The organism is Streptomyces sp. NPDC001380 (assembly GCF_042895785.1).
Lineage (GTDB): Bacteria > Actinomycetota > Actinomycetes > Streptomycetales > Streptomycetaceae > Peterkaempfera.
The window spans coordinates 65239-86836 of record NZ_JBIAWP010000006.1; the positions used below are offsets into that span (position 1 = coordinate 65239).

General features: G+C 74.8%; 15 protein-coding genes. 11 read left to right on the forward strand and 4 right to left on the reverse strand.

Annotation, left to right across the window (positions count from 1 at the left end):
- Positions 1-82: 82 nt before the first annotated feature.
- The 4 genes from ACFY07_RS09640 to ACFY07_RS09655 all read left to right on the forward strand — a co-directional run bounded on the left by ACFY07_RS09640 (position 83) and on the right by ACFY07_RS09655 (position 4561).
- Positions 83-1165 (forward strand): inositol-3-phosphate synthase, encoded by a 1083-nt coding sequence (locus tag ACFY07_RS09640; RefSeq protein WP_230649128.1) that lies wholly within the window; start codon positions 83-85, stop codon positions 1163-1165.
- 317 nt (positions 1166-1482) lie between these two features.
- Positions 1483-2763 carry an MFS transporter gene (locus ACFY07_RS09645; protein WP_390868301.1) on the forward strand — a complete coding sequence of 427 codons (1281 nt, stop codon included), beginning with the start codon at positions 1483-1485 and terminating at the stop codon, positions 2761-2763.
- A gap of 82 nt (positions 2764-2845) precedes the next feature.
- A complete protein-coding gene (locus ACFY07_RS09650) occupies positions 2846-3550 on the forward strand; it encodes a hypothetical protein (RefSeq protein WP_390868159.1) in 705 nt (234 codons plus the stop codon).
- A gap of 147 nt (positions 3551-3697) precedes the next feature.
- Positions 3698-4561 carry a hypothetical protein gene (locus ACFY07_RS09655; RefSeq protein WP_390868160.1) on the forward strand — a complete coding sequence of 288 codons (864 nt, stop codon included), beginning with the start codon at positions 3698-3700 and terminating at the stop codon, positions 4559-4561.
- Between the two features lie 150 nt (positions 4562-4711).
- Here ACFY07_RS09655 and ACFY07_RS09660 read toward each other — a convergent pair whose 3' ends face one another.
- Positions 4712-6103: a CCA tRNA nucleotidyltransferase gene (locus ACFY07_RS09660; RefSeq protein ID WP_390868302.1), complete on the reverse strand. Its 1392-nt coding sequence runs from the start codon at positions 6101-6103 to the stop codon at positions 4712-4714.
- Between the two features lie 495 nt (positions 6104-6598).
- Between ACFY07_RS09660 and ACFY07_RS09665 the strand changes: the two genes are divergently transcribed.
- From ACFY07_RS09665 to trxA, 7 genes are all read left to right on the forward strand, one after another.
- Complete coding sequence (locus ACFY07_RS09665) at positions 6599-9124, forward strand: DUF6049 family protein (RefSeq protein ID WP_390868161.1); 2526 nt, start codon at positions 6599-6601, stop codon at positions 9122-9124.
- A gap of 39 nt (positions 9125-9163) precedes the next feature.
- On the forward strand, positions 9164-11461 hold the full coding sequence (gene murJ / locus ACFY07_RS09670; RefSeq protein ID WP_390868162.1) for a murein biosynthesis integral membrane protein MurJ: 2298 nt from the start codon (positions 9164-9166) through the stop codon (positions 11459-11461).
- 238 nt (positions 11462-11699) lie between these two features.
- A complete protein-coding gene (locus ACFY07_RS09675; RefSeq protein WP_390868163.1) occupies positions 11700-13583 on the forward strand; it encodes a serine/threonine protein kinase in 1884 nt (627 codons plus the stop codon).
- A 41-nt stretch (positions 13584-13624) separates the two neighbouring features.
- A complete protein-coding gene (gene sigM / locus ACFY07_RS09680) occupies positions 13625-14521 on the forward strand; it encodes an RNA polymerase sigma factor SigM (protein WP_390868164.1) in 897 nt (298 codons plus the stop codon).
- Complete coding sequence (locus ACFY07_RS09685; RefSeq protein ID WP_390868165.1) at positions 14518-15801, forward strand: anti-sigma factor; 1284 nt, start codon at positions 14518-14520, stop codon at positions 15799-15801. Before sigM ends, ACFY07_RS09685 begins: the two co-directional genes overlap by 4 nt.
- 145 nt (positions 15802-15946) lie before the next feature.
- Positions 15947-16927 (forward strand): thioredoxin-disulfide reductase, encoded by a 981-nt coding sequence (gene trxB / locus ACFY07_RS09690; protein WP_390868166.1) that lies wholly within the window; start codon positions 15947-15949, stop codon positions 16925-16927.
- A gap of 142 nt (positions 16928-17069) precedes the next feature.
- The gene (gene trxA / locus ACFY07_RS09695) at positions 17070-17402 is read left to right on the forward strand and encodes a thioredoxin (protein WP_230649137.1); all 333 of its coding nucleotides are present in this window, start codon (positions 17070-17072) and stop codon (positions 17400-17402) included.
- 250 nt (positions 17403-17652) lie between these two features.
- Here trxA and ACFY07_RS09700 read toward each other — a convergent pair whose 3' ends face one another.
- The 3 genes from ACFY07_RS09700 to ACFY07_RS09710 form a co-directional block, all read right to left on the reverse strand.
- Positions 17653-18270, reverse strand: a complete 618-nt coding sequence (locus ACFY07_RS09700) for a GNAT family N-acetyltransferase (RefSeq protein ID WP_230649138.1) — start codon at positions 18268-18270, stop codon at positions 17653-17655.
- A gap of 636 nt (positions 18271-18906) precedes the next feature.
- A complete protein-coding gene (locus ACFY07_RS09705) occupies positions 18907-20103 on the reverse strand; it encodes a ParB/RepB/Spo0J family partition protein (protein WP_390868167.1) in 1197 nt (398 codons plus the stop codon).
- Entirely contained in the window at positions 20100-21062 is a 963-nt protein-coding gene (locus tag ACFY07_RS09710) for a ParA family protein (protein ID WP_374228106.1), read from the reverse strand. The genes ACFY07_RS09705 and ACFY07_RS09710 overlap by 4 nt, the downstream gene beginning before the upstream one ends.
- Between the last annotated feature and the right edge of the window lie 536 nt (positions 21063-21598).

A 21598-nucleotide genomic window follows, 5' to 3' on the forward strand; every position in this document is an offset into this window, starting at 1 on the left:
CGCACCGGACCGTCCGTGAAGCAACCAAGCTGAGGACCGCCACAAGGCGGTGGTCCTCTTGAGAACACAGGGAGCAACCGGAATGGGTTCGGTTCGCGTAGCCATCGTCGGCGTGGGGAACTGCGCCGCCTCGCTGGTGCAGGGCGTCGAGTACTACAAGGACGCCGACCCGGCCTCCAAGGTCCCCGGCCTGATGCACGTCCAGTTCGGCGAGTACCACGTCCGCGACGTCGAGTTCGTCGCCGCGTTCGACGTGGACGCCAAGAAGGTCGGCCAGGACCTGGCCCACGCCATCGTCGCCAGCGAGAACAACACCATCAAGATCTGCGACGTGCCGCCGACCGGCGTCACCGTGCAGCGCGGCCACACCCTGGACGGCCTCGGCAAGTACTACCGCGAGACCATCGAGGAGTCCTCCGAGGAGCCCGTGGACGTCGTCCAGGTCCTCAAGGACCAGCAGGTCGACGTGCTGGTGTGCTACCTGCCCGTGGGCTCCGAGGACGCCGCGAAGTTCTACGCGCAGTGCGCCATCGACGCCAAGGTCGCGTTCGTCAACGCCCTCCCGGTCTTCATCGCCGGCACCAAGGAGTGGGCGGACAAGTTCACCGAGGCCGGCGTGCCGATCGTCGGCGACGACATCAAGTCGCAGGTCGGCGCCACCATCACCCACCGCGTGATGGCGAAGCTCTTCGAGGACCGCGGCGTCATCCTCGAGCGCACCATGCAGCTGAACGTCGGCGGCAACATGGACTTCAAGAACATGCTCGAGCGCGACCGCCTCGAGTCGAAGAAGATCTCGAAGACCCAGGCCGTCACCTCGCAGATCAAGGACCGGGACCTGGGCGCCAAGAACGTCCACATCGGCCCGTCCGACTACGTGGCCTGGCTCGACGACCGCAAGTGGGCGTACGTCCGCCTCGAGGGCCGCGCGTTCGGCGACGTCCCGCTGAACCTCGAGTACAAGCTCGAGGTCTGGGACTCCCCGAACTCCGCCGGTGTGATCATCGACGCGCTGCGCGCCGCGAAGATCGCCAAGGACCGCGGCATCGGCGGCCCGATCCTCTCGGCGTCGTCGTACTTCATGAAGTCCCCGCCGGTGCAGTACTTCGACGACGAGGCCCGCGACAACGTGGAGAAGTTCATCCGCGGCGACGTCGAGCGCTGAGCGCAGCGAGGCGTCCGGCCGTGTGCTGAGCGCCGAGCGCAGCGAGGCGTCCGGCCGTGTGCTGAGCGCTGAGCGCAGCGAGGCGTCCGGCCGTGTGCTGAGCGCCGAGCAACGGGCTCTCCCCGAGGGGCCCCCGTCCGTGCAGGTCACGGGCCGGGGGCCCCTCGTTCGCGTCCGGCAGGGCGGCGGCGTGCCACTCTTGGCGGGTGGCGATCACCGACGGGCCCGCCTCCGTGCCCACCCCGCAGCAGGCAGCCGGACCCACCGGACCACCCGGGCAGCAGCCCCGCCGGGCGGGGCCGGCCGCCCTGTTCCGGATGCGGGACTTCCGGCGGCTGCTGACCGTACGGGTCCTGTCGCAGTTGTCGGACGGCGTCTTCCAGGTGTCACTCGCCTCGCATGTGATCTTCTCCCCGGAGCGGCAGGCCACCCCCGCCGCCATCGCCTCGGCGCTGGCCGTCATGCTGCTGCCGTTCTCCCTGGTCGGACCGTTCACCGGGGTCCTGCTGGACCGCTGGCGGCGTCGGCAGGTGCTCTTCCTGGGCAACCTGGGCCGGTTCGTCCTCGGGCTGGCCACCGCCGGGCTGGTGCTGGGCCGGGCGCCGGACGGGCTGTTCTTCGGCGCCGCGCTGCTGGTGACGGCCCTCAACCGGTTCATCCTGGCGGGACTGTCGGCGGCGCTGCCCCGGGTGGTGGACGACCGCCACCTGGTGACCGCGAACGCCGTCTCCCCCACCCTGGGCACCGTGGCCGCGACCGCCGGCGGCGGCGCCGCCTTCCTCGTCAACCTGGTGCTCCCGCACGGCACCGCCTCGGACTCCGTGCTGGTGGTGCTCGCCGCCCTGCTCTACCTGGGCGCGTCGCTGGCGGCCCTCCGCATGGCGCCCGACCTGCTCGGCCCGGAACACCGCCCGGACCGGCCCGCGCTGCGGCAGGCCGTCGGCGAGACGGCCCGCGGCCTGGCGGACGGCGTGCGCCACCTGGTGCGCGACTGCCGCCCCGCGGTCCACGCGCTGGCCGCGGTGACGGTCACCCGCTTCTGCTACGGCGTGCTCATCGTCGTGGTGCTGATGCTCAGCCGCTACACGTTCAACGACCCGGCGGACGAGGCCGGGGGCATGGGCACCCTCGGCGTCGCCGTGGGCGTCTCGGGGGCGGGCTTCTTCCTCGCCGCCGTGGTGAGCCCGGCGGCGACGCGGCGGCTCGGGGTGGCGGGCTGGATGACGGCGTGCCTGGCGGCGGCCGCGCTCTTCGTCCCGGGCCTGGGCCTGTTCTTCGCCCTCGTGCCGACGCACGCGGCGGCGCTGCTGCTGGGGGTGATCACCCAGGGCGCGAAGATCTCCACCGACACCATCGTGCAGAGCTCGGTGGAGGACGACTACCGGGGCCGGGTCTTCGCCGTGTACGACGTGCTCTTCAACGTGGCGTTCGTCGCGGCCGCGGCGCTCACCGCCGCGGTGCTGCCCCTGTCGGGCCGGTCGCCGGCGGTGGTGGCGGGCGTGGGGGTGCTGTACGCGCTGACGGCGGTCCGGTACGCGCGGGCGGCGCGACGCACCCCGCCGCCGCGGCCGCACGGGGAGCACCCCGCCACCGGGTGAACGGGCGGGAACGGGGTCGGAGGCGCTACGGTGCTGGACTCGAACGGCCGCCGCAGCGTGCCGCCAGACGACGGGGGATCCCATGACCGCACCACCGCCACCGCCGCACAACCCGTACGCCGGGCCCGGCGTGCCGCCACCCGGCCCCTACGGCCCTCCGCAGCCGCAGGCCCCTTACGGCTACCCGCCGCAGGCACAGCCGCCGCAGCCGCCGTACGGCGCCCCCCTCCCGCCGGCGTACGGCCAGGGCGGGCCCTTCCCCGCCCCGCCGCAGCCGTACGGCGCCCCCGTCCCGCCGCCGCAGCCGCCGTACGGCGTCCCCGGCGGCCACCCACCGCCGGTTCCGCAGCCCCCCGCGGGGCGGTCCCCGCGCCGTCTGACGGGGGGACTGGTCAAGTTCGGCGTGCTCCTGGTGATCGCGGGCGGCTTCTTCGTCTGGCACCTCGTCACCAAGGACAGCGACCCGGACTACGCGGACGTCGGCGACTGCGTGCACCAGGTCGCGTCGGACGACGTCGAGGTCGTGCCGTGCAGCGATCCCAAGGCCGCGTACAGGGTGCTGGCCCGCTACACCGGGACCTCCCTGACGAGCAGGTGCGACGACGTGCCCGGGACCTCGGCCGCCTTCAGCGGCAGCAAGGGGAGCCGCAGGCACCGCAGCCACTACGTGCTCTGCCTCGGGCCCCGCACGCCCGGGGCCGGAGCAGCCGCACCGGGCGGCTCCTCCTCCGGCGACACGTCCTCCGGGGGGACCGGATCCGGCCTGCCCGGCGTCACCTCCCCGTGAACCGCGCTCCGGACCGGGGATGACGGGTCGTCGCACCGTCACGATTCGGCCACCGGACGCCCTTCCTGCCCGATTCCGCCCACCGCGTGCCGGCACGCACTCCTATCGTTCGGGGCTGCGACCCGCCGCCACGGACACGAGGGATCCATGACCACACCGCCCCCCCTGCAGCCTCCGAGCCCCGTCCCGGCGGGCCAGAACCCCTATGCCTCACCCGTACCGCCGCAGGCCCCCGCGCCCGGGTACGGCTTCCCGCCGCCGGGCGCACCGGCACCCGACCCGGGCTTCACCCCGCCCGCGCCGGCACCGGCGCCCGGGTACGGCTTCCCGCCCCCCGCGGGGGCGCCGATGCCGGGCGCGGGCTTCCCGCCGCCTCCCGGCCAGGGGCCGGTGTGCCGGTTCTGCGGCTCGGTGCCGGCGGTCGACGCCACCGTCCGCGGCCACCAGGGGATGGTGGTCATCATGCGGTTCCTCAAGCTCAGGGGTCCGTTCTGCCGCACCTGCGGCATCGCCGCACACCGGGACATGACCAGCAAGAGCCTCTGGCAGGGCTGGTGGGGCATCGGGTCGATGATCATCAACCCGATCACGATGCTGCTGAACCTGCCCCAGCGGGCAAAGATCAACAAGCTGCCTCCCCCGCTGCCCGGCGCCCCCGGCATGCCGATGAACCCCGGCAGGCCGATCTTCGCGCGCCCCGGCTCGTGGGTGCTGGTGCTCCCGGTGGCCCTGCTGGCCCTCATCCTGCTCGGTGCGGGCCTCGACCTCGCCGACGAGCCCTCGTCGGCGTCGGTCGGCGACTGCATGCACAACAGCGGCTCCGGGGTCAGCCCCGACATGCACATCGTGGACTGCGGCAGCACGCAGGCCGAGTTCCGGATCGTGGGCAAGATCGACGACGCCACGGACATCCAGCGGTGCGAGAAGTTCGCCGACCAGGGCGCCCGGAGCGGCTACTACCAGCAGCAGGGGTCGTCGAAGTTCGTGCTCTGCCTGGCCCCGAACAAGTAGTCCCGGACCCGTGGTCCCGGACGGCCGGCCCCGGACCGTCAGCCCCGCACGGGCGGAGCCGTCCGGGAGGGCCGGTGGGGGAGGGCCCGCCCGGGAGTGCCCGGAGGGCCGGGCCGCGCCTGCACGGCGCGGCCCGGCCCTCCGGCGTGCTCAGGCCTGCCGGCCGGCCCACCACTCCTTGAGCGCGGCGACGGCCGCCTCGTGCTCCATGGGGCCGTTCTCCAGGCGCAGGTCCAGCAGGTGCCGGTAGGCCAGGCCGACCTCCCGGCCCGGTGCGATGCCCAGGATCTCCATGATCTGGTTGCCGTCCAGGTCGGGCCGGATGGCGTCCAGCTCCTCCTGCTCCCGCAGCCGCCCGATGCGCTCCTCCAGCGTGTCGTAGGTGCGGGAGAGGGCGGCGGCCTTCTTGCGGTTGCGGGTGGTGCAGTCGGAGCGGGTCAGCCGGTGCAGGCGCTCCAGCAGCGGCCCGGCGTCGCGGACGTAGCGGCGCACGGCCGAGTCGGTCCACTCACCGCTGCCGTAGCCGTGGAAGCGCAGGTGGAGCTCGACCAGCCGGGAGACGTCCTCGGTCAGCTCCTTGGAGTACTTGAGCTCCCGCATCCGCTTGCGGGTCATCTTGGCGCCGACCACCTCGTGGTGGTGGAAGGAGACCCGGCCGTCGGACTCGAAGCGCCGGGTGCGGGGCTTGCCGATGTCGTGGAGCAGCGCGGCGAGGCGCAGCACCAGGTCGGGCCCGTCCGTCTCCAGGGCGATGGCCTGCTCCAGCACGGTCAGGGTGTGCTCGTAGACGTCCTTGTGGCGGTGGTGCTCGTCCCGCTCCAGGCGCAGGGCCGGGAGCTCCGGCAGCACGTGGTCGGCGAGGCCGGTGTCGACCAGCAGCTTCAGGCCCTTGCGGGGATGGGGCGCGAGGAGCAGCTTGTTGATCTCGCCCTGGACGCGCTCGGCGGAGACGATGGTGATCCGCTCGGCCATGGCGGTCATCGCGGCGACGACCTCGGGTGCCACCTCGAAGTCGAGCTGGGCGGCGAAGCGCGCGGCGCGCAGCATCCGCAGCGGGTCGTCGGAGAAGGACTCCTCCGGGGTGCCCGGGGTGCGCAGCACGCGCGCGGCGAGGTCCTCCAGCCCGTGGTGCGGGTCGACGAACACCCGGTCCGGCAGGTCCAGGGCCATCGCGTTGACGGTGAAGTCGCGCCGGACCAGGTCCTCCCCGATGGTCTCGCCGTAGGTCACCTCGGGCTTGCGCGAGGTGCGGTCGTAGGCCTCGGACCGGTAGGTGGTGATCTCGATCTGGAAGCTGCCCTGCGGGGTGTCCTTGCGGGCGCCGACCGTGCCGAACGCGATGCCGACGTCCCAGACGGCGTCGGCCCAGCCCTTCACGAGCCTCAGCACCTGCTGGGGACGGGCGTCGGTGGTGAAGTCGAGGTCGTTGCCGAGCCTGCCCAGCAGCGCGTCGCGCACGGAGCCGCCGACCAGCGCAAGCCGGAAGCCCGCCTCGGCGAAGCGGCGGGCGATGTCGACGGCGACCGGTGCGACCCGGAGCAGCTCCCGGACACCGCTCTCCTGGGCCTCGGAGAGGGCGCGCGGGGCGGGGGCGGCGGTCGCTGCGGCGGGTTCGGGGCTGCCGGGAATGTTGACGTTAGGCACGACCCACAAGGGTACGTGCCCGCGCCTCCGGCCCGCCGCCGTGTTTCCCCGGCGGGGGCCTCCCGGGCCGCATCACCGGGGCCGCCGGACCGTCGTTACCATGCCAGGGCGCGGCATCGCGCGGCACCCTGGACGGAGCACGGCCCCGCACGGACGGCGCAGGGCCTGTGAGGATGCACGGGGCCCCTGTACGGCGCGCACGGAACCGGCGGCGCACAGGAAGGCCTGCAACGGCACACAGGCCCCGTGCAGCGCGCGCGGGACACGGCACGACAGGCACGGCACAGCACAGCACAGCACGGCACAGCACAGCACGGCACACAGGACACGGCACCGGCGGGGCCCGCAGCAGTGGCAGCGGCGACGGCGAAGAGAACGGCGAGGGCGAGGCGCGTGGGCGAGGCAGCACGGTACGCGGGGAGGTCGGGCCGCGGCCTGCGGCCGGGCAGTGCGGCCGGGCCGCTCCGCCGCGGCGCCGCACTGGCGGGCGCCTGTGCGCTGGCGCTGTTCGGGGGCACCGCGGCGGCCCCCGCCGCGCAGGCCGGCACCGTGCCCGGTGCCGCGCCCGTCCTCGCGCCGCAGGCCGGACCGGCCGCCGCCGTTCCCGCGGCCGCGGCCTCCGGGGCCGGCCGGCTGCCGGGCGCCAGCAGGCCGTCCGCCCGCTACCCGGTGTCCCTCGCGATCGGCTCCGTCTCGCCGTCCCACCTGTCCGGGCGCGACGCGAAGGTCACCGTCAGCGGCACGGTGACCAACGGGGGCAGACGGGTCGTGCACGGCGCCGCCGTCGGGCTGCGCACCGGTACCGGGCAGCCGCTGCGGATCCGCAGCCAGATCGCGATCGTCGCCGGCCGCACCGACCCGGTCATGGGGGACGGGCAGGCGGTCCCCGGGGTCGGCTCCGCCCTCGCCGACCTGGCGCCGGGCGCCACCCGGCCGTTCACCGTCACCGCCAAGGCGTCCCAGCTCGGGCTCTCCGACAACGGGGTGTACGAGCTGGCCGTCGACGTCCACGGCCCCGCCCAGGCGGCGGGCGCCCTCCCGGGCACGCTGGGCATCGCCCGCACGTTCCTGCCGTACTACCCGGCCCCGGGGGACATCCCGCGGACGCGGATCGCCACCGTGTGGCCGGTCACCGGCGCCCCGCAGCTGGTCCCGCAGACCCTCGCGGACACGACGCAGTCGCCGGTACCGGTGCTGCGCGGCGACGGCATGGCGGAGGAGCTGGCGCCCGGCGGCCGGCTGAACGAGCTGGTGACGGCGGGCGGCAGCCTGTCGAAGGTGACCTGGGCGGTCGACGGCGACCTGCTCGACACGGCCGCCGCCATGCAGAAGCCGTACCAGGTGCAGAACAAGGGCACCCAGGGCGAGGCCGCGACCCGGGCGGACACCACCCCCGGCACCGGCGGCGACCGGGCCGCGACCTGGCTGGCCATGCTGCGCAACGCGGTCCGGGGCAACGAGGTGGTGGCCCTCCCGTACGCCGACCCGGACCTGGCGTCGGTCGCGCACCACGGCCGCGGCGTCGCGGGCCTGGACACCGCGCTGAAGCGCTCCGTCGCGGCGGGCGACGTGACCACCGAGTACCAGCTCGCGACGGACGCCCGCAACGACGTGGCCTGGCCCTACCAGGGCCACGTCGACCCGCAGGTGGTCGGGACGGCCCGCACCACCGGGAGCCGCGTGCTGCTGGTGAACGGCGCCGACATGCCCGAGGCCGGGTCGGTGACCCACACCGCCAACGCCGCGCGGCCCATCGGCGGCGGCATGACGGCGGTGGTCTCCGACGCCGCCGCCTCCGGCCTCTTCACGGGGAACCTCGGCACGCAGGCGGCACGGCGGCTGGCGGTGCAGCGGTTCCTCGCCGAGACCCTCACCATCACCCTGGAGCAGCCCAACCTGCAGCGCAGCATCCTCGTGATGCCGCCGCGGGGCATGTCCGCGGACGCGGCCGACACCCTGGCCGAGGCCCTGTCCCAGGCGACCGCCGGCAAGTGGGCGACGCAGGCGACCCTCGGCGCGGTGGCCCGGGCCCCGAAGGACCCGGCCGCCACCACGCGGGTGCCCTCCGCCGCCCGGTACCCGAGGGCAGCGCGCGCGACCGAGCTCTCCCACGCGGCGCTGTCGCAGATCATGGGCACGCAGGGCGGCCTCGACCGGCTGATGGAGGTCCTCACCCAGCCGGAGCGGGTCCGCGGCCCGTTCAACCGGGCGATACTGCGGGCGACGTCCACGGCCTGGCGGACCGACCGCTCCGACGGCCGGGCCTACCGCGACGGCGTCGGGGGCTACCTGGGGACGCTCACCTCCGCGGTGCGCCTGGTGAAGAAGAGCGACACCACCCTCTCCGGCGACTCGGGCATGATCCAGGTCAGCGTCGAGAACGGCCTGACCCAGCCCGTCCGCAACCTGGAGGTCCGGCTCACCGCGGTGCCGTCGACCTACCTGACCGTCTACCGGCCGACGCCCGAGACGCTGGACATCGACAGCGAGGTGAAGAAGTCGGTCCGGTTCCCGGCCAAGGCCTCGGTCAACAGCACCGTCCACATGACCGCCCAGCTGTGGACCACCGGCGACGATCCGCAGGCGTACGGGGACCCGGTCGAGTTCGACCTCAAGGTGACCGACGTCAGCAGCGGCGTGCTCTGGGTCATCGTCGGCGGCGTGGTCCTGGTGCTGCTCGCGGGCGTGCGCATCTACCTCCAGCGGAGGAAGCGCGGCGACGACGGCACGGAGCCCGCCTCCGAGGGCGCCGAGCAGCCCGACGGCGGCGCGGACCCGGCCGGGCCCCGGCCCGGTACCGTCGGGGAGGACTCCCCCCGGGACGACGCCCGCGCCGGGGGCTCCCGCGCCGAGGGCTCGGCGGCCGGCGGCGGCGAAGACGCGGAACACCCGGCCCGCAATGAGAAGGTGGGGCCCTGAACCCCGCAGACAGCCCGACCTGACCAGCGAAGAGGTGGCATGAGCGCGCCGCGCGACGACAGAGCACAGGACCGCGTCCCCCAGGGCCGGCCCGGCGCCGCCGCCCCGGCGCCCGGCGCGGACCCGTACCTGCAGGACACCTACGGCCGGGACCCGTACGCGGCGGACCCGTACGGCCAGGCCGACCCGCTGCAGGACCCGTACGGAGCCGGGGCCCGCGCCGGGGACCCGTACGCGGCCGCGGCGCAGCCCCAGGCCCCGGCCCAGGGGCAGGCCGGGTACGTGCACGGCGGGTACGCCCAGGACGGGTACGGCGGGGCGCCCCGGGCCCAGGGCGGGCACCCGCAGGAGGGGTACGCCCAGGAGGGGTACGCCCAGGACGGGTCCGCGCAGGACGGGTTCGCGCAGGACGGGTACGCGCAGGACGGCCGGGGCGGCTCCGCCTGGGACAGCGAGACCACCGAGTACGTCGGCATGGACGGCCTCCTCGGCGGGCCCGCCGGCCGCGGCAGGGCCCGGGAGGAGTACACCGGGTCCGCCTACGAGGCCGGCGTCGCCGAGGAGTACGCCCCCAACTGGTACGGCGAGGCCTCCGGCGACCTCCACGCGGAGGACAGCGGGACCGTGCCGCTGATCGCCGTCGAACCGCCGCTGGAGGAGGAGGCCGAGGAGGCCCGGGGCGGGGACGGGGCGCCGCGCAAGGGCGGCAAGGTGTCCGGCCTGCTGAACTCCAGCGCCGTCATGGCCGCCGGCACCCTTGTTTCACGTGGAACGGGCTTCCTCCGCACGATGGTCATCGCGGCGGCCATCGGCATGGGCCTCACCGGAAGCTCGTACACCGCCGCCAACACCCTCCCCACGCTGCTGTACATCCTGGTCGGCGGCGGCGCGCTGAACGCCGTCTTCGTCCCCCAGCTCGTGCGGAGCATGAAGAACGACGAGGACGGCGGCACCGCCTACGCCAACCGCCTCCTCACCCTGGTGGTCGTCGGCCTGGCCGGCGTGGTGTTCCTGACCGTCCTCGGCGCCCCGCTGCTGGTGCGGATGGTCTCCAACTCGATGATGCAGAACCCCGCCAGCGCGGAGACGACGGTCGCCCTGGCCCGCTACTGCCTGCCCACCATCTTCTTCATGGGCGTCCACGTGGTGATGGGGCAGATCCTCAACGCCCGCGGCCGCTTCGGCGCGATGATGTGGACCCCGGTCCTCAACAACATCGTGGTGATCTTCACCTTCGGGATGTACATCTGGGCCTTCGGCACCTTCTCCACCACGAAGGTCCAGCCCGGGACCATCTCCCCCGAGGGCATCCGGCTGCTCGGCATCGGCACCCTGCTCGGCCTCGCGGTCCAGGCGCTGGCGATGATCCCCTACCTGCGGGCCGCGGGCTTCCACTACCGCCCCCGGTTCGACTGGCGCGGCCACGGCCTCGGCCACGCCGCCCGGCTCGCCCGCTGGACCTTCCTCTTCGTCCTGGTCAACCAGGCGGGCTTCCTGGTCGTCACCCAGCTCGCCACGGCCGCCGAGAAGGTCGCCAAGAGCCGCGGCTTCGAGAACGTCGGCCTCGCCGCCTTCTCCAACGCCCAGCTGCTGTGGCAGCTCCCGCAGGCCGTCATCACCGTCTCCGTGATGAGCGCCGTCCTGCCCCGCATCTCCCGGGCAGCCTCCGACGGCGACGCGGGCGCCGTCCGCGACGACATCTCCTACGGCCTGCGGACCTCGGCGGTGGCCGTCGTCCCCGCCGCCTTCCTCTTCCTCGCACTCGGGCCCTGGATCGGCTCGGCCATCTACGACATCGGCGGCGACCACGGCGGCCGGTCGGCCGGCTACATGCTCTCCGCCTTCGCCCTCGGCCTGATCCCGTACTCGGCCCAGTACGTGCTGCTGCGCGGCTTCTACGCCTACGAGGACACCCGCACCCCCTTCTCCAACACGGTGTGGGTGGCGGCGACCAACGCCGTGGCGTCCGTCCTCTGCTACCTCCTGCTGCCCAGCCAGTGGGCGGTCACCGGCATGGCCGCCGTCTACGGCCTGGCCTACGTGGTGGGCGTGACCGTGGCCGTGCCCAAGCTGAAGCGCCGGATCGGCGACATCGACGGCAGGCGGGTCGGACGGACCTACAGCCGCCTGATCGCGGCCTGCGTGCCGTCCGCCGCCGCCGCCCTCTGCACGGCCCTCGCCGTCTCCCACCTGCTCTCCGGCTGGGTCGGCAGCGTCGTCGCCCTGCTCGTCGCCGTGGGCGTGCAGCTGGCGGTCTTCGTCGCCGCCGCCCGGGTGCTGCGGGTCGAGGAGGTCAACTCCATGGTCGGCATGGTCCGGGGGCGTCTCGGCCGCTGAGACACGCGCGTGCGGGCCCCGGGACCGGGTAGTCGATCCCGGGGCCCCTTTGCGTGCCGAGGGTCCGGACCGGGATGATCTCCTCCTACCCGGAAGCACCCGGGCCGGAGGTCTTCCGGTCACCCCAGGGCAACGTTCCCGACGTCCCACCGGTCGTACTCGGACAGGGAGACTGGGCACAATTGGCCTGGACGGCTTTGACATCATCCGGGGCGACGCAAGGGGAGGCAGGACGACGGTGGCGGATCGCACCAGGGCCGCCGTCGACGTGGTGGCCGAGGACGGCGCGGACGGTACCGCCGCCGCCCCCGGCAGCGCGGGCGACGGACGGACGGCCCCCGGCAGTCGGCATCAGGAGTCCGCCCGATCGGGCGAGGAGGGCACGGAGGACACCGTCGCGGCCCCGGCGCAGGGCACGCCCGGCACGCCCCGGACGAACGGCACGCCCCGGACGAACGGCGCGGCCCAGGTGAACGGCGCGGCCCGGGTGAACGGCGCGGCCGCCACCGCCGACGACACGCGGACACCGGGGACGGACGGGCCGGACGACCCGGTGCCCACCCTGCGTCCCGCACCCGTGAGGCACAGCGGCGACAAGGTCGCGGGCCGCTACCGGCTGGAGGAGTGCATCTCCCAGGCCGGCGTCTTCACCAGCTGGCGCGCCGTCGACGAGAAGCTGCGCCGCGCCGTCGGCATCCACCTGCTCGCCGCGGGGCACGAGCGGTCCCGCGCCGTGCTCGCCGCCGCCCGCTCCGCCGCGCTCCTGGGCGACCCGCGGTTCGTGCAGGTCCTCGACGCCGTGACCGACGGCGACCTGGTCTACATCGTCCGCGAGTGGCTGCCCGACGCCACCGACCTGGGCACCCTGCTGGCCGCCGGCCCCATGGAGCCCTACGAGGCCTACCGCATGGTGCGCCAGGTGACCGAGGCGGTCGCCGCCGCGCACCGGCGCGGCCAGTGCCACCTGCGGCTCACCCCCAAGTGCGTGCTGCGCACCGACAGCGGCCAGTACCGGATCAACGGCATCGCCGTGGACGCGGCGCTGCACGGCCTGAGCGACGAGGAGGCGGAGCGGGACGACACCCGCGCCGTCGGCGCGCTGCTGTACGCGGCGCTGGCCCACCGCTGGCCGTACCCCGAGGACCGGTACGACCTGCAGGGCATGCCCCGCGAGATCGGCTGCGTGCCACCGGACCAGGTGCGGGCCGGCGTGCACCGGGGCCTGTCCGAGATCGCCGTCCGGGCGGTCTGCGACACCCCGCCGCGCCACCTGGAGCCCATCACCACGCCCGACGAGCTGGCCGCGGCCGTCGCCGCGGTGCCGAAGCCGCGGCCGCCGGACCCGGAGCCGGTGGTGGCCCCCTCCTACCCGTCCACGTACCCGAAGCCCGCAGCCGCCGACCACGTGCGGACGGCCTTCCACGCGCACGCGCCGACCGCTCCGGCGCCCGCGGGGGCGCGGCCGCGGCGGAGCGGCGGGCGCGGCACCCGGGTCGCCACCTGGGGCGCCTTCCTGGTGCTGCTGGCGGCCGTCGGACTCGGCAGCTGGCTGCTGGCCGACCGGATGCGCCACCGGGGCGAGGACTCGGCCGGCACCCGGACCCAGTCCACCGAGGTGCAGAAGGGCGGTGGCGGGACGCAGTCCAAGGCCCCGCCCAGGCCGCTGACGATCGCGGGGGCGACGGAGTTCTCCCCCCTCGGTCCGCCCATATCCGGGGACGAGGTCGGCCTCACCCACGACGGCAGGCCCGGCACCGCGTGGATCACCTCGCACTTCAAGGGGCAGCCGAGGTTCGGCAACATCTCCTACCGCGCCGACGGCAGCGGGATCGTGGTCGACCTCGGCAGCGTGCAGGACGTCTCCGTGGTGAGGGCCACCATGTACGCCGCCGGACAGGAGGTCGACGTCCGCGCGGCCGCGGAGAGCGCCACCGCCGTTCCCGCCACGCTGGACGGCTTCCCCCGGACGCTGCAGAGCACGACCGTCGCGGGCAGGCTGCTGACGGTGCGGACGGCCGCCCCGGTCCGGACGCGCTACGTCCTGATCCACATCACCTCGCTGCCGCCCGAGGGCCCGGGGAGGTACCGGGGCGGCATCGCCGAGATCAAGGTGCTCGGCTGAGCACGGACCGGGGCTGACGGATCCGGCGGCAGGTGGCAGGGTTGGAGCGCAGCCGAGGACAGGGGGAGGTGCCGATGGAGGGCTCCGTGCCGTCCGCCGACGACTCCTCCCCCCGTGTCCCCGCCGCCGCGGCCGCCACCGCCGACGGCGGACCGGGGGCGCTGCGGGGCCTCCCGGACGCCGAGCTCCTCGCCCGCCACGTGGCCGGCGACCCGCACGCCTTCGGCGAACTCGTGCAGCGGCACCGGGACCGCCTGTGGGCGGTGGCCCTGCGCACCCTCGGGGACCGCGAGGAGGCCGCCGACGCCGTGCAGGACGCGCTGATCTCCGCCTTCCGCGCCGCCCACTCCTTCCAGGGGCGCTCCGCCGTCACCACCTGGCTGCACCGCATCGTCGTCAACGCCTGTCTGGACCGCGTGCGCCGCTCGGCGGCCCGCCGCACCACACCGCTGGACGACGACCACCGGCGGATCGACGCCCTGCTCGGTGCGGACGAGGCGGCGGACGCCCCGGTGGTCCGGGGCGAGCTCCGCCGGGAGCTCGCCTCGGCGCTGGCCGAGCTCCCCGCCGAGCAGCGCAGTGCGCTCGTCCTGGTCGACATGCAGGGCTACCCGGTGGCCGAGGCGGCGGAGATGCTCGGTGTGCCGGTCGGCACCGTCAAGAGCCGCTGCGCGCGCGGCCGGGCCCGTCTGCTGCCCCTGCTGAAGCACCTGCGGGACGCGGCCGACGGTCCGCCGGCCGGTGTTTCACGTGAAACAGGCGCCCGTACCGCCCCGGGGCCGGCCTCCCGCGCGGACGGCCCGCCGCCGGACCGGCGCCCCGGGGGTGTCCGCTCCGGCGGGGGAGGGAACCTTCCGGGCGGCGGCCCCGTCCCAGGGAGGACCGCGGCTCTCCCGACCGGAGACGTGACCGCAGGAGGAGGTGCAGCACCCGCATGACGCCGATCGATCCGGGCGACGGCCCGACCGGGCCGCCTCCCCGCAGCGCCGCCGACACCCCCGAACCGGTCTCCCATCCCGCCGTCGAGGAGATCGCGGACCTCACCGAGGACCTTCTCCCGCCGCAGGACGCCGATGCCGTGCGCGCGCACCTGGACGGCTGCGCGGAGTGCGCCGACACCAGGGACGCCCTGCTGGAGATCCGCTCCCTCCTGGGCGACTCCGGAACCCCCCGGATGCCCGCAGACGTCGCGGGCCGCATCGACGCCGCGCTCGCGGCGGAGGCACTGCTCGCGTCCGCCCCCCGCGGCGACGCGGACGCCCGGGCCGCGGCACTCGCAGCGGCGCCCGGAGCCCCCGACGGACCCGCGGGCCGTGACGGCGCGGAGCGCCCTCCGGACGCGGCCGCGCAGGACGGGGAGACCCGTCCGGCACCGGTGCCCGGCATCCCGGCGGCCGCAGGCGCCGCCCGGCCCGCCGGCACCGGTGACGGCGGGACGGCCGCCGGAGGCGGCAGGACCCGGCCGCCCGGCCGCGCCGAGTCCGGACCCGGGTCCGCAACGCCGGGTGCCCCGGGGCCCGGGCGGCGCGCCCGCCGGCGCCCTGCACGCGTCCTGCTCGCCGCCGCCGCGCTGGCCGTGGTCGCCGGATTCGGCGGCCTGCTGCTGAACGGCTTCACCGACGACGGGGGCGGCAGCACCGCCGACTCCGCCGCCTCCGCCGTGCGGGCGGACGGCAAGGCGGGCGCGCCCGCCCGCTCCGCCCCCGGCGGGGCGCACGCCCTGCAGGCCCCGCAGCCCCGGGGGGCCGCTCCCCGCGCCGGCGGCACCGGTACCGGAACCGAGTACACCGAGCAGGACCTCGGGCCGCAGATCATGCAGCTGGTGGGGGCCCGGATCCCGGCCCCGTCCGTCTCGCCCCTGCCCAGCGCCCAGGCGGGCGCCTCCTCCGGACCCCGTCCCCAGGCGGCGGACGGGACCGTCCGGTCCGGGTCCCCCACGGGCCCCGGAGCCGCCGCGGGGGCCGGTCCGGCGCCGGGGTCCCGGGGGGAGGACGCCCCGTCGCTCCCGGTCTGCGTGCTGCAGGCCACCGGCCGCGCCGACGACCGGCCCGTGGCGACCGACCTCGGCACCTTCCGGGGCGACCCGGTCGCCGTCGTCGTGTACCCGGCAGACGGTGACGGGGACCTGGAGGTGTTCCTGGTCGACGCCACCTGCGACCTGCGCGCGCCCGCCGCACCGGGCACGGTCAGGCTGCACCGGACCGTCACCGGGCGCTGAGCGGCGCCGCGCCGCAGGCCGTCCGCGGCGCGGGTGGCCCCGCCTCCTGCGGGAATGCGAGAGGATGGGGGACCGTTGTCCCGGGCGGCGGAGCAGACCGCCCTCCCGCAGACCTCGCGGGCCGCGATGCGAACCAGGAGATGCAGTGAGCGACGTCCGTAACGTGATCATCATCGGCTCCGGGCCGGCCGGCTACACGGCGGCCCTGTACACCGCGCGTGCGTCCCTGAAGCCCCTGGTCTTCGAGGGCGCGGTCTCCGCCGGCGGCGCCCTGATGAACACCACCGAGGTCGAGAACTTCCCCGGCTTCCGCGACGGCATCATGGGCCCGGACCTCATGGACAACATGCGCGCCCAGGCCGAGCGGTTCGGCGCGGAGCTCGTCCCCGACGACATCGTCTCCGTCGACCTCACCGGCGACGTCAAGACCGTCACCGACTCCGCCGGCACCGTCCACCGCGCCCGCGCCGTCATCGTGACCACCGGCTCCCAGCACCGCAAGCTCGGCCTCCCCCGCGAGGACGAGCTCTCCGGCCGCGGCGTCTCCTGGTGCGCCACCTGCGACGGCTTCTTCTTCCGCGACCAGGACATCGCCGTGGTCGGCGGCGGCGACACCGCCCTGGAGGAGGCCACCTTCCTCTCCCGCTTCGCCCGCTCGGTCACCCTGGTCCACCGCCGCGACACCCTGCGCGCCTCCAAGGCGATGCAGGAGCGCGCCTTCGCCGACGAGAAGATCTCCTTCGCCTGGAACAGCGCCGTCGAGGCCATCCACGGCGACCCCAAGCTCTCCGGCCTGACCCTGCGCGACACCGAGACCGGCGAGACCCGCGAGCTGTCCGTGACCGGCCTGTTCATCGCGATCGGCCACGACCCCCGCACCGAGCTGTTCAAGGGCCAGCTGGAGCTGGACGAGGAGGGCTACCTCAAGGTCGAGGCGCCCAGCACCCGCACCAACCTGGCGGGCGTCTTCGCCGCCGGCGACGTCGTGGACCACACCTACCGGCAGGCCATCACCGCCGCCGGCACCGGCTGCTCCGCCGCGCTGGACGCCGAGCGCTACCTCGCCGCCCTCGCGGACAGCGCCCCCGAGCACACCCGCGAGCCCGAGCAGGCCGCCGCCCTCTGACCCCGCCCGGGCAGCGGCCCCTGTTCCACGTGAAACACCGCGCGGCGGTCCCGAAACAGATCGCGACCGCCGCGTGTTGTCCCTGTGAGACCGCGCGATCCTCCCCGCGTCGCGCATCCCCCGACACACCCGAGGAGTCCCTGTGGCCGGCGCCACCATCACCGTGACGGACGACACCTTCGAGACCGAGGTCCTGAAGAGCGACAAGCCCGTACTCGTCGACTTCTGGGCCGCCTGGTGCGGCCCGTGCCGCCAGATCGCCCCGGCGCTGGAGGAGATCGCCGCCGAGTACGGCGACCAGATCACCGTGGCCAAGCTGGACATCGACGCCAACCCGGCGGTGCCCGCCAAGTACGGCGTCCTCTCCATCCCGACCCTCAACGTCTACCAGGGCGGCGAGGTCGTGAAGACCATCGTCGGCGCCAAGCCGAAGGCCCTGCTGCTCAAGGACCTCGCGCCGTTCATCTCCGAGTGACGGCACCCGTCCGCGCGCGATGACACCGGCCCGTACCGGCCGGTGACCGAGGCGGCCGCCCTTCCGGGCGGCCGCCTCCCGCATGTCCGGCAGCCCTCCCGGCCGGTCCGGCCCTCGCGGACACCTGGCCGTCCGGCAGCCCGATGTGGGCCCCAGGCGGTGGGGGGACTCCCTTCCGACGGGCGGGAGCCGTCTCCGGCGGCAGGCGGCACGGCGGCAGACGGCACGGCGGCCCCGGAGGGCGGACCCGCTAGAGCGGTCGCAGTGCCGGCTCCTTGCGGGCCCCGCCGAGGAGCCGCTCCAGGGCGACCTCCACATCGCCCTTCCACGACAGGGCAGACCGGATCTCCAGCCGCAGCCGGGGGTGCCGAGGGTGCGGACGCACCGTCTTGAAGCCGACCGCCAGCAGGTGGTCGGCGGGCAGGATGCAGCCCGGCGCCTCCCACCGCGCGTCGCCGAACGCCTCGACCGCCCGGAAACCGCGCCGCAGCAGGTCCTTGGCGACCGTCTGCACCAGGACCCGGCCCAGCCCCTGCCCCTGGTAGCCGGGCACAATCCGGGCGGTGATGAGCTGCACGGCGTCGGGGGAGACCGGGCTGGTGGGGAAGGCCAGCGACCGGGGCACGTAGGCGGGCGGTGCGTAGAGCACGAAGCCGACCGGCACGTCGTCCACGTGGACGATGCGGCCGCAGGACCCCCAGTCGAGCAGGACCCCCGAGATCCAGGCCTCCTTCTCCAGCTCCGGCCGGCCGCCCTTGACGGCCGCCTCCCCGGTCACCGGGTCGAGCTCCCAGAAGACGCAGGAGCGGCAGGGCAGCGGAAGGTCGGCGAGGTTGTCCAGCGTCAGCGGAGCGATCCTGCGGCCCATGGTTCACACCCTCACGCGGACGCCGCGCGGAGCGCGGGCAGCCACCGCGGCGGCACCGCTCCGGCCGCCGCCCCCGGCGCGCCCGCCCGCCCCGACGGGGTGCGTGGCGGACCGGCCCGCTGACCGGTCGGCGCTCCCGACGGTGCGGCGGAACCGGTCGTCGACAAGGCCGCCGACGAACCCGCCGACACCGCCGATCCCGAATCCGATCGCCACGAGTGCCGTTCTCGACAGGGCGTGCATGTCCCCTCCAGGGAGATGGGCTGAGCTGTCACCCGGTACGGCGTTCTCCGGCGCATCCTACCGAGCGTCCGTGCACCCGGGCAGAGCGTGAACCCCGGTGCCACCCGCCCGGCGGGGGAGGGGAGGACCTCCGGGGAGGCCGGGGCCGGCGGGCGGACGCGCCGCGGCCAAGGGAGGAACGCCGCAACGGAGAGGCGGGGCACGGAGAAACGCGGCACGGAGAGGCGGGGCACGGAGAGGCGCGGCACGGAGAGGCGCGGCACCGAAGGAGCGCGGCACCAGAGACGCGCGGCAACGGAGAGGCCGGCCCGGTTCCACGTGAAACACGTGCACCGGACCGGCCCCGACCGGTCGGACCATCAGACCGACGTCACCGCCACCGCCCTGCGGCGGCTACTCGGCGGAAGCGCCCTGCTCCTCGCCCCGGAGCGACCCCTCGCCCGGCGCCAGGCTGTCGAGGATCCGGTTCAGATCCTCCATCGAGGCGAACTCCACCACGATCTTCCCCTTGCCGATCTTCCCGTTGCGCTGGCCGACCTCGACCTTCACCCGCGTCTCGAAGCGGTCCGAGAGGCGGGTCGCCAGCTCGCCGAAGGCAGGGGAGATGCGGCCGCCGGGGCGGGGGCTGCTCCGCCGGGTGCGCTGCCCCATCGTGCGGACCATCTCCTCGACGGTGCGCACCGACAGCCCCTCGGCATTGATCCGGGACGCCAGCTTCTCCTGCTCCTCCAGGTCGTCGAGCTGCATCAGCGCCCGGGCGTGCCCGGCCGAGATGACACCCGCCGCCAGCTTCCGCTGGACGACGGGGGACGCCTTCAGGAGGCGCAGCGTGTTGGAGACCTGGGGACGGGAGCGGCCGATGCGGTCGGCGAGCTGCTCGTGGGTGCAACCGAAGTCCTTGAGCAGCTGGTCGTAGGCGGCCGCCTCCTCCAGCGCGTTGAGCTCGGCGCGGTGGAGGTTCTCCAGCAGGGCGTCCAGGAGCAGCTTCTCGTCCTCGGTGGCCCGCACGATGGCGGGGATGCGCTCCAGTCCGGCCTCGCGGGAGGCACGCCAGCGGCGCTCACCCATGATGAGCTCGTACCGGTCGGGACCGGTCTGCCGGACCACCACCGGCTGCAGCAGGCCCACCTCCCTGATGGAGGTGACCAGCTCCTGCAGCTTCTCCTCGTCGAAGACCTCTCGGGGCTGACGGGGGTTGGGGGTGATCGCGTCCAGGGGGAGCTCGGCGAACCGGGCCCCGGACACCGGGGCCAGCGCGGAGGCCGGCCCGGGAGCGGCAGCGGGGGCGCCTGCGGCGGGTACGGCCGGTGCGGCGGGACCGCCGCCCGCCGGCTCCGTGCCGCGGGCCGCCTCGGCGGCGGCCTTCGCCGCCACCGTGCCGCGGCCGGCCGGGAACACGGGGACCGCGGTGGGCGACGCGGCCCCGGGGGAGATCAGGGTCCGGCCGTTCGGCAGGGGGTGCCCGACCGCCCCGGCCGCGGCCGGGGCCGGGGCCTCCGGCTGTGCGGGCGGCCGCTCCGTGTCGGCCCCGCCCGCCGCTGGCGGGATCAGTGCTCCGAGCCCTCGGCCCAGACCCCTGCGACCACTCACCGGTTGCCCTCCATCGTGCTCTGCTCGTGCGCCGGCCCGGCCTGCACGCCGGAACCGTACTCCTGGCCCTGCGGTTCTGCCGGTCCGGCCGGCGCGGCGGCGCGGAGCGCCAGCTCCCTCGCCGCCTCCAGGTAGGACAGCGCCCCGCTGGAGCCCGGATCATAGGTCAGGACCGTCTGACCGTAGCTGGGCGCCTCCGAGATCCGTACCGAGCGGGGGATCGCGGTGCGCAGCACCTCCTTGCTGAAGTGGCTGCGGACCTCCTCGGCGACCTGGGCGGCCAGCCGGGTCCGTGCGTCGTACATGGTCAGCAGGATGGTGGAGACGTGCAGGTGGGGGTTGAGGTGCGCCCGCACCAGCTCGACGTTGCGCAGGAGCTGGCCGAGGCCCTCCAGGGCGTAGTACTCGCACTGGATGGGGATCAGCACCTCACGGCCGGCCACCAGGGCGTTCACCGTCAGCAGGCCCAGCGAGGGCGGGCAGTCGATGAGCACGTAGTCGAGCGGCTGCTCGTACGCCTCGATGGCGCGCTGGAGCCTGCTCTCCCGGGCGACCAGCGAGACCAGCTCGATCTCGGCGCCCGCCAGGTCGATGGTGGCCGGGACGCAGAAGAGCCCTTCCACCTCGACCACCGGCTGCACCACGTCGGCCAGCGGCTTGCCCTCCACCAGCACGTCGTAGATCGAGGGGACCTCGGCGTGGTGGTCGATGCCGAGCGCCGTGGAGGCGTTGCCCTGCGGGTCGAGATCGACGACCAGCACCCGATTGCCGTGGAAGGCCAGCGAGGCGGCCAGGTTGACCGTGGTCGTCGTCTTGCCGACGCCGCCCTTCTGGTTGGCGACCACGATGACCCTGGTCTGCGCCGGCCGCGGCAGCCCTTCCCCGGTCCGGCCCAGCGTCTCCACGGCGAGCTGCGCGGCCCGCCCGATCGGGGTGTCGACGACGGGTCCGGCATCCATCGGCACGGGAGTCTCGGAGTCCTGCATGGGCGCCAGTGTTTCACGTGAAACAAGGCGACTGCGTCCGGGGGACGGGTCCGCCCCGGGGTGGCGCACGGGGGAGGCGGGGCGGCTCTCGATGCGGGGGCCCGGAAGCGGATCCGGGCGACGGCCCGCCCACAGCGCGGCTGCGGCGGCTGAATCCACGGGGTCGGTCACAGGCTGAGCGCCCTGGACGTCGGACGGCAAGGGTGGGCTCCCCTCTCCGGGCCGGTCGGAAGCTGAGGTCTCGGACACGCTGGTCCTCGACGCATCATCGCGCAGCAGCGGGCGCCCGGGGGCGGGATGCGGGTGTTCCGCCCTCTCCGCAGCCGGATCTTCACCCGGAGGGGCGGCAGCGGGGGCCGCAGCCCTGTTGCGGCTCAGGATTCCTGGAAGCAGGGAACGACGTTTCACGTGAAACACCATGCCCGTTTTGTCGCATATTTGAGGGCGCGACACTCCGGACCGTACGGCAAAGGGCGGCAGCCGCACCTGCGGCCACCGCCCTGTCCGTC

Excerpts from the sequence above, each read along its gene's own strand:
- ACFY07_RS09640 (WP_230649128.1), top strand. The coding sequence starts at position 83 with ATGGGTTCGGTTCGCGTAGCCATCGTCGGCGTGGGGAACTGCGCCGCC.
- ACFY07_RS09645 (WP_390868301.1), top strand. The coding sequence starts at position 1,483 with ATGCGGGACTTCCGGCGGCTGCTGACCGTACGGGTCCTGTCGCAGTTG.
- ACFY07_RS09650 (WP_390868159.1), top strand. The coding sequence starts at position 2,846 with ATGACCGCACCACCGCCACCGCCGCACAACCCGTACGCCGGGCCCGGC.
- ACFY07_RS09655 (WP_390868160.1), top strand. The coding sequence starts at position 3,698 with ATGACCACACCGCCCCCCCTGCAGCCTCCGAGCCCCGTCCCGGCGGGC.
- murJ (WP_390868162.1), top strand. The coding sequence starts at position 9,164 with ATGAGCGCGCCGCGCGACGACAGAGCACAGGACCGCGTCCCCCAGGGC.
- ACFY07_RS09685 (WP_390868165.1), top strand. The coding sequence starts at position 14,518 with ATGACGCCGATCGATCCGGGCGACGGCCCGACCGGGCCGCCTCCCCGC.
- ACFY07_RS09700 (WP_230649138.1), bottom strand. The coding sequence starts at position 18,270 with ATGGGCCGCAGGATCGCTCCGCTGACGCTGGACAACCTCGCCGACCTT.
- ACFY07_RS09710 (WP_374228106.1), bottom strand. The coding sequence starts at position 21,062 with ATGGATGCCGGACCCGTCGTCGACACCCCGATCGGGCGGGCCGCGCAG.